This window comes from Pseudomonas sp. 3MA1 (assembly GCF_029237275.1).
GTDB lineage: Bacteria > Pseudomonadota > Gammaproteobacteria > Pseudomonadales > Pseudomonadaceae > Aquipseudomonas > Aquipseudomonas fluorescens_AP.
In genome coordinates this window covers 203,742-215,472 of record NZ_JAACFX010000007.1, presented here as the reverse complement: position 1 = coordinate 215,472, position 11,731 = coordinate 203,742, and the positions used below count along the sequence as shown (strand labels likewise).

General features: G+C 62.9%; 10 protein-coding genes. 5 read left to right on the top strand and 5 right to left on the bottom strand.

Annotated features, from left to right (window positions below):
- Positions 1–131 precede the first annotated feature (131 nt).
- Complete coding sequence (locus tag GWQ44_RS19930; RefSeq protein ID WP_047301721.1) at positions 132–512, top strand: hypothetical protein; 381 nt, start codon at positions 132–134, stop codon at positions 510–512.
- A gap of 260 nt (positions 513–772) precedes the next feature.
- Here the strand turns inward: GWQ44_RS19930 and GWQ44_RS19925 are convergent, their stop codons facing one another.
- Positions 773–3,304, bottom strand: coding sequence for a sulfite reductase flavoprotein subunit alpha (locus tag GWQ44_RS19925; protein WP_275928106.1), 2,532 nt, complete (start codon positions 3,302–3,304; stop codon positions 773–775).
- Between the two features lie 156 nt (positions 3,305–3,460).
- Entirely contained in the window at positions 3,461–5,743 is a 2,283-nt protein-coding gene (locus tag GWQ44_RS19920) for a TonB-dependent siderophore receptor (RefSeq protein WP_275928105.1), read from the bottom strand.
- Positions 5,744–5,950: 207 nt separating this feature from the next.
- On the opposite strand from GWQ44_RS19920, the gene GWQ44_RS19915 reads away from it, so the two are divergent.
- From GWQ44_RS19915 to GWQ44_RS19900, 4 genes are read left to right on the top strand one after another with little or no spacing between them, the layout of a single operon-like run.
- Positions 5,951–6,631, top strand: coding sequence for a Fe2+-dependent dioxygenase (locus tag GWQ44_RS19915; protein ID WP_016967196.1), 681 nt, complete (start codon positions 5,951–5,953; stop codon positions 6,629–6,631).
- Between the two features lie 3 nt (positions 6,632–6,634).
- Positions 6,635–7,420, top strand: a complete 786-nt coding sequence (locus GWQ44_RS19910; protein WP_275928104.1) for a tetratricopeptide repeat protein — start codon at positions 6,635–6,637, stop codon at positions 7,418–7,420.
- A gap of 55 nt (positions 7,421–7,475) precedes the next feature.
- Entirely contained in the window at positions 7,476–7,739 is a 264-nt protein-coding gene (locus GWQ44_RS19905) for a ribbon-helix-helix domain-containing protein (RefSeq protein WP_016967198.1), read from the top strand.
- Entirely contained in the window at positions 7,736–8,011 is a 276-nt protein-coding gene (locus GWQ44_RS19900) for a type II toxin-antitoxin system RelE/ParE family toxin (protein ID WP_080962990.1), read from the top strand. The genes GWQ44_RS19905 and GWQ44_RS19900 overlap by 4 nt, the downstream gene beginning before the upstream one ends.
- Before the next feature lie 84 nt (positions 8,012–8,095).
- On the opposite strand, the gene GWQ44_RS19895 is transcribed toward GWQ44_RS19900, so the two are convergent.
- From GWQ44_RS19895 to GWQ44_RS19885, 3 genes are all read right to left on the bottom strand, one after another.
- Positions 8,096–9,259: a type III PLP-dependent enzyme gene (locus GWQ44_RS19895; RefSeq protein ID WP_047301731.1), complete on the bottom strand. Its 1,164-nt coding sequence runs from the start codon at positions 9,257–9,259 to the stop codon at positions 8,096–8,098.
- Between the two features lie 651 nt (positions 9,260–9,910).
- Positions 9,911–11,068 carry an ABC transporter ATP-binding protein gene (locus tag GWQ44_RS19890; protein ID WP_103740908.1) on the bottom strand — a complete coding sequence of 386 codons (1,158 nt, stop codon included), beginning with the start codon at positions 11,066–11,068 and terminating at the stop codon, positions 9,911–9,913.
- Positions 11,065–11,718 carry an ABC transporter permease gene (locus GWQ44_RS19885; protein ID WP_016967202.1) on the bottom strand — a complete coding sequence of 218 codons (654 nt, stop codon included), beginning with the start codon at positions 11,716–11,718 and terminating at the stop codon, positions 11,065–11,067. The genes GWQ44_RS19890 and GWQ44_RS19885 overlap by 4 nt, the downstream gene beginning before the upstream one ends.
- Positions 11,719–11,731 lie beyond the last annotated feature (13 nt).

The window sequence follows — 11,731 nt, the reverse complement described above, 5'->3', positions numbered from 1 at the left end:
GTTATGGCGGCTGTACGTGGGGCACCTTCGGGTGCGCCGGGTTCCTGAGCCCTGGTCTGCTAACCCGCGTCCAGCCGCCACCTTTCGTTTAGCAGCGATGGGTGAAGGCTCTACTGCTCGGGAGCTACACCATGAAAAAGATCGTCCCCGATCCGCCTGTTTCCCATTCTGTTTCCCGTCGTAATCCAGATCACGATCTGGCCAACGAAGTGGTTCGTTATGCCCTGGCCAACAATGCGCTGAACCGCTCGTTGGTCACTGAGTTGAAGCCCACGGCGGCGGGCCCTGCGGGCTCCGATTCGCCCTTCAGCGTCCGCCCCGGTATCAGTGCCGAAGAAGCCTTGCTCCACGTGTCCATGCTGCTCAAGGCGGCCGAGGAGGTGTCCGACGAGATCACCGAACACGCCAGCGGTATTGAGCGTGGCCTGATCTGGTCCCTGGTGCATTCGGTGGAAATGGCCCGTGGCGTGGTCGATGCCTTGCTCGACGGTAATCGTCACGCGGGCGGTTGAGCTAGCCCAAGCACCGACTGTGGCGAGGGGCTCGCACTGGCAGGCTGCTGACTTGTGGCGAGGGAGCTTGCTCCCGCTGGCGCGCGCAGCGCGCCCAAGGCCAGCCTCGCAACCTGTCAGACAGACCTCGCACTCAGGGGTTACGGCCGCTGCGCAGCCGAGCGGGAGCAAGCTCCCTCGCCACAGTCCTTTTTTCAGCCCTTCGACGATGGCGCTCGCAGGCCGCCTGCAGCACAGAGCGCCCCGCGCCAGCGGTTTTGTCAGTAGACGTCGCGGCGATAGCGCCCTTGCTCGATCAGGCGTTCGACCTGGTCTGCGCCCAGCACCTCGTTGAGCACCCGATCCACCCCTGAAGCCATACCCTGCAAGCTGCCGCAGATGTAGATCGCGGCGCCGTCGGCCAGCCATTTTTTCAGTTCGTCGGCCGCTTGGCGCAGGCGGTCCTGGACGTAGATCTTCTCGGCCTGGTCCCGGGAGAACGCCAGGTCCAGGCGGCTCAGGTCGCCCCGGGTGCGCCATTCCTGCAGTTCATCCTTGCAGTAGAAATCATGCTCGGCGTTGCGCTCGCCAAAGATCAGCCAGTTGCGTTGCTGGCCCTCGGCGATCCGTGCCTTGAGCAAACTGCGCAAGCCGGCCAAGCCGGTGCCGTTGCCCAGCAGAATCAGCGGGCAAGGTTCGGCCGGCAGGTGGAAGCCGCTGTTGCGCCGTACCCGCATGCTGATGCTGGAACCCACCGCGGCATGCTCGGTGAGCCAGCCGGAACCAATCCCCAGGCTGCCATCGGGGTGGCATTCCTGGCGCACCAGCAACTCCAGGCAGCCATCGGCGGCAATCGAGGCGATGGAGTATTCGCGCATGCTCAGGGGCACCAGGGCGTCCACCAGGGCCTGGGCGTGCAGGCCGATCAAATGGGCGCGGTTTTCCGGGAGCTGGCGGCTGCCCAGAGCTTGTTCGAGGCTTTCCTGCAGGCCGTCCAGGTGCACCGGGGTGCTGCCGGAGAGGCCCAGGCCCGCGAGGAAATCCGCCACCGCGCCACGGCTGTTGCGCGGCATGACTTCCACCAGATCCCCGGCCAGCCAGCTGCTGGCGCTGGGGGCCAGCAGTTGCAGCAGGTAGACCCCGGAGCCGCTGCTTTCAGGGTTGAGCAGGGTGCGGCTGTTCAAGGTCCAGTTGTCGAAGGCCGGGGCCTGCCACAGGTCCACCGGCGCATGGCCGGTGACTTGACCCAGCTGCTGTTGCCAGTGACGCAGGGCGTAGCTGTCGCCGCTGTCCACCTCGATGGGGGCGAACAGGGTGCTGGCGCCCTGCTTGGTCAGCCAGTCGTGCAGGCGACGGGCAAAGCCGCAGAAGTGCGGGTACTGGCGGTCGCCCAGGCCGAGCACGGCGTATTCCAGGCCCGGCAGCGACAGCTCGCGGCCCAGCAGTTTGCGCTCGAAGCCGCGGGCGCTGTCCGGGGCTTCGCCGTCGCCGAAGGTGCTGACCACGAACAGGGCTCGCTGGGCGTCACGCAGGTCCTGTTCGCTGAGGTGGCCCAGGGGCAGGACCCGGGCGGCGATCCCGGCAACCTGCAATTGCCCGGCGGTCTGCCAGGCCAGTTGTTCGGCAAAACCGCTCTGGCTGGCGAAGCCGATCAGCCACGCCGAGCCCTCGTTGGCGACGCTTTCCAGGCCCTGGCGTGCCTGCTTGATCTGGCGCTTCTTGCGCCGGCGATCCAGGTACAGCAGCCAGCCGGTGATGAAGAACAGCGGCATGCTCAGTGAGGCCAGGGTCAGCACGATGCGCCCGATCAGGCCGAAGTAGCTGCCCACGTGCAGGGCGTAGACGCTGGTGAGCAACTGCGACTTGAAGCTCTGGTCGGCGTAGCGCTCATGCCGGCTGATGACCCCGGTGACGGGGTCCAGGGTCAGTTGGTTCAGGGCGCGATCGTGGGGTGAACCTTTAAGCAGGTAGAACACCGTCGCCGGCTGCCCGGCCACGGCGGGCATGCGGATGTTGTAGGCGTTGAGGTCCTTGCCGGCGGCGCTGTAGATGCTGCTCCACAGGGCGTTGTAGTCCGCCTGCGGCGCCTCGCCCTTGGGTGGCGGGCCGCCGCGACCGCCGCGCTGGCGTTCGCTGTGTGGCGCGTCGGAGAGCAGCTTGGTCAGTCCCTCCCGGTACCAGTCGTAGGACCAGTACAGGCCGGTGAGGGCGAACAAGAGGTAGAACAACAGGCACCAGGTGCCGAACACCGCGTGCAGGTCCCAGTTGAAGCCGCGGCCTTTCTTGGCCCAGTCCAGGGTCAGCCACACCCGCCAGTTGCCGACCTGGCGCGGCCAGCGCAGGTACAGCCCGGACAGGCAGAAGAAGATCAGCAGCAGGGTGCAGGCGCCGGTGATCTGCCGGCCGGTGTCGCCGATGGCCAGGAAGCGGTGCAGTTGCAGCATGAGGCCGAAGAAGTCCTGGCCGACCGCGTCACCCAGGAGCTCGCCGGTGTAGGGATCGAAGTAGCGCATCTGCCCGCGACGCTCCCCCGGCGGCGGGGTGAAGAACACCCGCGCGGCGTTGCCGCTGTCGGTTTCCACCCAGAGCATGGACACCGTCTTGCCTTCGGCGGCTTGGATTTTGTCCACCAGTTCGGCGGGCGGCAGCACCCCGGCGGGGAGCGGGTCGACTTGCAGCACCGAAGGGTTGAGGGCGCGCAGGATCTCGTCCTGGAACGACACCGTCGCCCCGGTGATGCCCATCAGGGCCAGGATCAGCCCCGCACTGATGCCGAAGAACCAGTGCAGCTGGAACAGGGTTTTCTTCAACACGTCACTCGCCTTGTTCGTCCAGAGAGAGAAAACACGGCGCGCATTATGCCGTGTGTTGTCGAGAAGCATTCGTTTTTACACGCAAAAGCCCCAGGCATTGCGATGCGTGGGGCTTGGCGGCCTGTGGCCGGGGCCACAGGAGGGTGTGGCGCTGGATCAGAAGTGGAAGTTGGCGCTCATCAGGGCGGTACGGCCGGCGGCCTGGTTGGCGAAGTGCGCCGAGTAGGCCTTGTCGTAGTAGGTCTTGTCGGTGAGGTTCTGCACGTTCAGCTGCAGGTCGACGTTCTTGGTCAGCTTGTAGCTGGCCATGGCGTCGTAGCGGGTATAGGACGGCACGTACACGGTGTTGCCGGTGTCGCCGTAGACTTGGTCGACATAGAACGCGCCGCCACCCACGGTGAGTTTCGGGGTGATGTCGTAGGTGCTCCACAGGCTGAAGCTGTTCTTCGGCGTATTGGGCATTTGATTGCCTTTGGCCGAGGCGGCACCTGCGGTGATCACGCCGTTACGACCGGTCAGGCCGGCCTCCACCAGTTCGCTCTTGAGGTAGCTGTAGCCGGCGAAGACTTGCCACTTGTCGGTGATCTTGCCGCTGGCGCCCAATTCCAGGCCATCTACGCGGGACTCACCGGCGTTCTGGTAGGTCAGCGCGTCGACCAGGACCCGGGTGTTTTTCTTCTCGGTGCGAAAGACCGCCGCGGTGAGGGACAGGCGGTCGTTGAACACGTTCCACTTGGTGCCCAGCTCGTAGTTGACCGTTTCTTCAGGTTGCAGGTCACTGGTGCTGGCGCCTGCCGCCAGGGGGTTGCCCTCGGCGCCTTCGCCCACCAGGGCGCCGGGCGGGGTGGCCGAGGTCGCGTAGGAGGCATAGACGCTACCGTTCTCCATCGGTTTCCAGACCAGGCCGGCCTGCCAGTTCCAGAACTGGCTGTCGTTCTTGAGCTTGGTGCGGCCCGCGGCGGCGTTGGTGTTGGCCACGGTGTCGAAAGTGTCGTAGCGCAGGCCTACGTTCAACAGCCATTGCGGGTCCAGTTCGATGGTGTCGAAGACGTAGGCGGCGCGGCTGGTGGCCTTGGTGTTGGTGCCGTAGTAGTTGCGAGTGATGCTGCCGGTCCAAGGGTCGTTGGGGTTCGGATTGCCCAGCGAGGTGCAGCTGGGCGTGCTGCCCGGATTGCATACTTGGGCAGTATTGCCGGCGATGTTGTAGCTGCTGACCCGGGTTTCTTCCCCTGTGAACTCAAGCCCGGTGGAGTAATTGTGCTTGAAGCCCAACGCGTGGAACTCGCCAAACAGATCGGTCTGGTTGGTGGTGGTCTCGGTGGTGGACACTCGCGAATTGGCCCGGCGCCATACGGTGCCGAACTGGTTGACGTTGTGTTGGCTGTCGTCCGGTTGGGTGAGGATGTAGTCCTGGCCGGTGCTGCCATGACGCAAGGTGTTTTTCAGCGTCATGTTGTCATTCAGGTCGTGCTCGATGGAGAAGGTGCTGATGTCCGCACGGGTCTTGCGGAAGTCACGGTCCTTCAGGCCGTAGAAGTTGCTGCTGTCACCGCCATCGGTGGGTTTGTCATGGATGTGCGCGGCCCTGGAGGCTTTTGAGCTGTAGCCGTAGGGAATGCCCGAATCCGGCAGGTCGTCGCTTTCCATGTGGTAGTAGCTGAGGTTGACCCGGGTCGGGGTGCCCAGGCCGAAGGTCAGCGATGGTGCCACGCCCCAGCGGTCGTAATTGACGGCGTCGCGGCCCGCCACATTCTGTTCGTGGCTCATCAGGTTCAGGCGGAACGCGGCACCCTCGAGGAACTGCCGGTTGACGTCCAGGGTGTAGCGCCGGGTCTGGTCGGAGCCGTAGGTGAAGCCGCCGTTGAGGAAGTCTTGCTGCTTGGGCATCTTGCTGGTCAGGTTCAGACTGCCGCCCGCCGAACCACGTCCGCCAAAGGCGGAGTTCGGACCTTTGCTCACTTCGATGGTTTCGATGTCGAAGATTTCGCGGCTCTGGCCACCGGTATCACGCACACCGTCGAGGTAGGTGTCGCCCTGGGCGTCGAAACCACGAATGAACGGACGGTCGCCTTGAGGGTTGCCCCCTTCACCGGCGCCGAAGGTGATACCCGGCACGGTGCGCAGTGCGTCTTGCAGGGAGGTGGCAGCGGTGTCCTTGAGAACTTGCTGCGGGACCACGGTCACCGAGCGCGGCGTGTCCACCAGCGGCGCGGTGTACTTCTGCGACGAAGCCTTTTCCACTTGGTAGGAGGTGTTGTCCTGGGCCTCACCACTAATGCTGGTGGCATCCAGGGCAATGGCCTTGCCCGCGGTCTTTTGCTGGGTGTCTTCGGCGGCCTGAACCATATGGCCCGCGGAGCCGGCGGTAATCGCCACGCCAATGGCGGAGGCCAGCAGGCGCGGTGAACTGACAGCGGATGGTGGTTGTTGGCGTGACATGGTGGTTCCCCTCCCCAAGGATTTGAGGTCGCGGAATATAGGGGAAAGAAACAATCGTTATCAATTGCGAAACGTTACTATTCGCACTGAATTTACAATCTTTACAATTTATCCTTACGGTTTTTGCCCGCTCATTCGTCACCGGGTTTTACACAGTCAATAAGAATCAATATCATTGACGACCTTTCGCTGCTCAGGTACCTGGCCATGTTGCTGCACATCCCCGGCGTGTTCACCCGTGATGAAGTGGGGCGCATCCGCGAAGCCCTGGAGCAGGCGGACTGGGCGGATGGCAAGATCACCGCCGGTTACCAGTCGGCCAAGGCCAAGCACAACCTGCAACTGCCCGAAGGGCACCCGCTGGCCCAGGAGATCGGCGCGGCAATGCTCGAGCGCCTGTGGCAGAACCCGCTGTTCATGTCCGCCGCCTTGCCGCACAAGGTGTTCCCGCCGCTGATCAACTGCTACACCGCCGGCGGCAGTTTCGACTTCCATATCGACAACGCCGTGCGCCAGCCCAAGGGCAGCCCGGAGCGGGTGCGCACCGATCTGTCATCGACCCTGTTCTTCAGCGACCCCGAGGACTATGACGGCGGCGAGCTGGAGATTCAGGACACCTACGGCCTGCAGCGGGTCAAGCTGCCGGCGGGGGACCTGGTGCTGTACCCCGGCACCAGCCTGCACAAGGTCAACCCGGTGACCCGCGGCGCCCGCTACGCCTCGTTCTTCTGGACCCAGAGCCTGGTGCGCGAAGACAGCCAGCGCGCCTTGCTGTTCGAGATGGACGGGGCGATCCAGGAACTGACCCGGGACGTGCCCGACCATCCTTCGCTGATCCGCCTGACCGGCACCTATCACAACCTGCTGCGGCGCTGGGTCGAGGTGTAAGCGGTGACTGTTCAACTTCGCCGCGAGGAAGTCCTCGACGGCGCGCAACTGAGCGCCATGCTCCAACAGAGCCCGGCCCGCGCCGCCCAGGCAATCTTGGTGGCGGCCCGCGAAGGGCTTTTGGAGGCCCAGGCGCTGCTGGGACAGATCCTCCTCGACGGTCACGGCATCCAGCAGGATCAAGCCCTGGCCGTGCGCTGGTTCGACATCGCCGCGCGACGTGGGCACCTGATGGCGCGCAACATGCTCGGCCGCTGCCACGAACACGGCTGGGGTTGCCCGGCGGATGCCGCCCGCGCTGCCGGACACTACCGATTGGCCGCCGAAGCGGGGCTGGATTGGGGCCTGTACAACTACGCCAACCTGCTGGCCACCGGCCGTGGCGTGGCCCAGAACCACGCCCTGGCGCTGGCCTGCTACCGCCGCGCGGCGGAGCTGGGGCATGCCAAATCGATGAACCTGCTGGGGCGTTACCTGGAGGAAGGGCTGGTCTGCCTGGCCGACCCGCAAACGGCCCACGAATGGTATCGGCGCTCGGCCGAAGGCGGGGATTTCCGTGGGCAGTTCAGCTATGCGGCGGTGCTGGCCGATGCCGGTCGTATCGACGAAGCCGTGGATTGGCTGCAACAGGCACTGGCTGGCGGCAACCTGAATTTCCTGCGAGTGGCTTGCGCTGCGTTGCTCAATGCCACGCATCCCGAGATTCGCGAACTGGCACAGGCTTATCAGCGGCGGGCCGTGCAATTGGGTGATGAGCGGGATGGCGAGCGGCTTGCTGTGTTGGCTTAAATCACTATGATTCAGTACCAATCGCTTTTAATCATTCTGATGCAGGTTTTGCCTCATGCCCGCGACAAAAGTACTGACCGCTCACATTCCCTTGGAACTGGCGGATAAGGTCGATCAACTGGCTTCTCGCCTGGAACGCTCCCGTGCCTGGATCGTGAAGCAAGCGTTGGTGGCCTGGGTTGACCAGGAAGAAGAGCGCCGCCGGCTGACGCTTGAGGCCTTGGCAGATGTCGATGCTGGAAGGGTTGTTGATCATCAGTCGGTGCTGGCTTGGGCGGAGAGTCTGTCTGGCGACAATCCTCTGCCCTTACCAAAATGAGACAGCTGAAATGGACGAGCAAGGCGCTATCCGACCTGGCTCGGCTTTTTGAATTTCTCGCCCAGGTTAATCGCTCTGCTGCTCGGACCGTGCAATCCCTCGTGCGGGCTCCAGATGCACTTCTCTCCAACCCTCGATTGGGAGAGCAGTTGGAGGAGTTCAAGCCGAGGGATGTTCGACGGTTGCTGGTGGGGCATTACGAGGTGCGTTATGAGATTCAAGGCATGGCCTTGTCCATCCTGCGTATTTGGCATGTCCGTGAAGATCGTTGAGCCACTGAACCGCGCGCACAAAAAAGCCCATGACATGTCATGGGCTTTTTCTTGCAGCTTGTCGCTAGCAGCTAGCCACTGTCGTTAAAGGTAGAAGGCTTTCAGCGGCGGGAAGCCGTTGAATTCCACTGCGCTGTAGCTGGTGGTGTAGGCGCCGGTGGACAGCCAGTACAGGCGGTCGCCGATGGCCAGGTTCAGTGGCAGGCCGTACTTGTAGTTCTCGTACATGATGTCGGCGCTGTCGCAGGTTGGGCCGGCGATCACCACTTCTTCCACTTCACCTTTCTTCTCGGTCCAGATCGGGAACTTGATGGACTCGTCCATGGTTTCGATCAGGCCGGAGAATTTGCCCACGTCGGTGTAGACCCAGCGCTCGACGGCGGTGCGGGATTTGCGCGCCACCAGCACCACTTCGCTGACCAGGATGCCGGCGTTGGCGATCAACGAACGGCCCGGTTCGAGGATGATTTCCGGCAGGTCGTCACCGAAGTCTTCCTTGAGGAAGCGGATGATTTCCTCGGCGTAGGTTTCCAGGCTGTTGGTGCGGGTGATGTAGTTGGCCGGGAAGCCGCCACCCATGTTGATCAGCTTGAGTTCGATGCCGTCTTCTTCTTTCAGGCGTTCGAAGATCACTTTGACCTTGGCGATTGCCGCGTCCCAGACGCTGATGTCGCGCTGTTGCGAACCCACGTGGAACGACACGCCGTAAGGCACCAGGCCCAGGTCGCGGGCGAGGATCAGCAGGTCCATGGCCATGTCGGTCTGGCAGCCGAATTTGCGCGACAGCGGCCAGTCGGCGGTGGTGGAGCCTTCGGTGAGGATGCGCACATAGACTTTCGAGCCCGGGGCGGCCTTGGCGATGTTGCGCAGGTCGGCTTCGGAGTCGGTGGCATACAGACGCACGCCCTTCTCATAGAAGTAGCGGATGTCCTTGGACTTCTTGATGGTGTTGCCGTAGCTGATGTTGGCCGGGTTGACGCCGCGGCTCAGCACTTTGTCCAGCTCGTAGATCGAGGCGATGTCGAAGCTGGAGCCTTTTTCGTGCAGCAGGTCGATGATCTCGACGGCCGGGTTGGCCTTGACCGCGTAGTAGACCTTGGCGAATTCGAAACCGGCGCGCAGGTCATCGTAGGCCTGGGCGATCATCTGGGTGTCGATGACCACGAATGGGGTTTCTTGCTTGTCGGCGAAGGCCTTCATTTTTTGAAAGGTTTCGCGCGCAAAATAGTCTTCGACGTTAATCGACATGCGTTGGGAGCTCCTACTGGCAAACGTTAGAAATCAATGGGTGCAAATGAACGTCCTCCGTATCCCCACTTTGGTTCGCCTACTTCCCAAGGCATGTCGCCGAAAGCAAAAAGGCCATGGGCAATCTGCCCTTGGCCTTGCTGTCTCGTCGTCAGTACTTGAGCCGGATGGATCGTTTCCAGCATGGACGTTCGGCGCGAACTTTAGGCGGTGAGGGGCCTGAGATCAACAAAAAATGTCGCGTTTTTGCACTTGTCTGACGTGCGTAAACGACACCTCTCTTTGTAGCCGACACAGATGACGGACAGATGTTCCCGAAGAATTCACGGGTGTTAAAAATACCTGCACGTTCGACGCTTTTGCATGCCAGTTGGCCGGTAAGTATGAAGGCGTCAACATCGGCGACGTTAGCGGCGAGAGGATGGTGTGAGGGGGATTTTGGCTGTTTGGGAGAGTGTCGCCGGACAGCTTTGACCGTGGCGGCTGTTGATATTTTTTTCCGGCGCGTTGGCGGGCAAAAAAACTTGTGGCGAGGGCGCTTGCTCCCGCGGACTGCGCAGCAGTTCCACTCTTGTTTGCCAAGAGGGGCCGCTTCACGGCCCAGCGGGAGCAAGCTCCCTCGCCACAGGTTGGTTATTGGCTATTTATTGATCAGGCGACCACTGTTTCAGCCGGTGAGACGATATTGGTCTTCATCCCCCGCGAACGCCCGGAGCTCAGGTAGGCGGCGATGGATTCCTGGGTCACTTCCCCCAGGAACACCCGTTCGGCATCCAGCACCGGCAGCCACGAGCGGTTGAACTCGTACATGCGTGACAGAAGAATCCGCAGGTGTTCGTCGTAGGCGGCGGTGGCGTTGAACTCGCGCAGGAACTGGGCACAGGTGCCGGTCTGACGGTGCAGGTCGCGGCGGCGTACATAGCCCAGGGCCTTGTTCTCGGCGCAGGTCACCACCACGTAGCGGCGGTCGTGCTCGTCCATCAGCTCCAGGGCTTCGGCCACCGGGGTTTCCGGGCTCACCGACGGGGCGTTGTCCGCCGCGTCTTCGGCCTTGACCAGCAACAGGCGCTTGAGGGTGCTGTCCTGGCCGACGAAGTTGCTGACGAAGTCGTCCGCCGGGTGCGCCAGCAGGGTGTCGGGGTGGTCGATCTGCAGCAGCTTGCCGGCGCGGAAGATGGCGATCTTGTCCCCCAGCTTGATGGCTTCGTCGATGTCGTGGCTGACCATGATCACGGTCTTGTTCAGCGCCCGTTGCATCTCGAAGAACTCGTTCTGGATCATCTCGCGGTTGATCGGGTCCACCGCGCCGAAGGGCTCGTCCATCAGCAGCAGCGGGGCGTCCGCCGCCAGGGCGCGAATCACCCCGATGCGCTGTTGCTGGCCACCGGACAGTTCCCGTGGGTAGCGATGCAGGTACTGCTTGGGTTCGAGCTTGATCATGCTCATCAGCTCGCGGGCGCGGTCGTGGCATTTCTGCTTGTCCCAGCCCAGCAGGCGCGGCACCACCACGATGTTTTCCTCGATGGTCATGTTGGGGAACAGGCCGATCTGCTGGATCACGTAGCCGATGTTGCGGCGCAGGGTCACTTCGTCGAGGTCGGTGGTGTCTTCGCCGTTGATCAGCACCTTGCCCGAGGTGGGCATGATCAGGCGGTTGATCATTTTCAGGGTGGTGCTCTTGCCGCAGCCGGACGGCCCGAGGAACACGCAGATCTCGCCTTCATTGACGGTCAGGCTTACGGAGTCAACGGCGGTGATGGTCTTGCCGTTGCTTTGGAAGGTCTTGGTCAGGTTTTGAAGTTCGATCATTTGAGCAGTCCTTTTGGAGTCAGCGAGCGTTGCAGCCATTGCAGAAGCAGGTCGGCGAAGATGGCCAGGAGACTGACCAGCACGGCGCCGACGATCAGCATCGACATGTCGCTGCGGCTGATGGAAGCAAGAATGAGTACGCCCAGGCCGCCGGCGCCGATGGTGGCGGCGATGGTCATGACGCCGATGTTCATCACCACGGCGGTGCGTACCCCGGCGAGGATCACCGGCACCGCGATCGGCAACTCGACCATGCGCAGGCGCTGGCCGAAGGTCATGCCGATGCCGCGGGCGGCTTCGCGGATGCCCGGCTCGACGCCGGTCAGCGCCAGGTAGGTGTTGCGCATGATCGGCAGCAGCGAATAGAGGAACACCGCGGTGATGGCCGGCAGCGGCCCCAGGCCCTGGCCGAACTTGGAGTAGAACGGCAGCAGCAGGCCGAACAGGGCGATGGACGGGATGGTCAGCAGCACGGTGGCGCTGGCCTGCAACGGGCCGGCCAGGGTCGGGAAGCGGGTCATCAGGATGCCCAGGGGCACGCCAAAGACGATGGCCAGGGTCACGGCGATGCCCACCAGGGTGATGTGCTGCCAGGTCAGGTGCAGGACCTGGGCCCAATCGAGATGGGAAAAGGCGTTCAGAAATTCCATGTCTTCTCCTCTC

Bases quoted from the DNA above. Each gene is read 5' to 3' on its own strand.
- GWQ44_RS19905 (WP_016967198.1), top strand. From the start codon at position 7,476: ATGCCCGCGACAAAAGTACTGACCGCTCACATTCCCTTGGAACTGGCG.
- GWQ44_RS19890 (WP_103740908.1), bottom strand. From the start codon at position 11,068: ATGATCGAACTTCAAAACCTGACCAAGACCTTCCAAAGCAACGGCAAG.
- GWQ44_RS19930 (WP_047301721.1), top strand. From the start codon at position 132: ATGAAAAAGATCGTCCCCGATCCGCCTGTTTCCCATTCTGTTTCCCGT.
- GWQ44_RS19920 (WP_275928105.1), bottom strand. From the start codon at position 5,743: ATGTCACGCCAACAACCACCATCCGCTGTCAGTTCACCGCGCCTGCTG.
- GWQ44_RS19885 (WP_016967202.1), bottom strand. From the start codon at position 11,718: ATGGAATTTCTGAACGCCTTTTCCCATCTCGATTGGGCCCAGGTCCTG.
- GWQ44_RS19900 (WP_080962990.1), top strand. From the start codon at position 7,736: ATGAGACAGCTGAAATGGACGAGCAAGGCGCTATCCGACCTGGCTCGG.
- GWQ44_RS19915 (WP_016967196.1), top strand. From the start codon at position 5,951: ATGTTGCTGCACATCCCCGGCGTGTTCACCCGTGATGAAGTGGGGCGC.
- GWQ44_RS19895 (WP_047301731.1), bottom strand. From the start codon at position 9,259: ATGTCGATTAACGTCGAAGACTATTTTGCGCGCGAAACCTTTCAAAAA.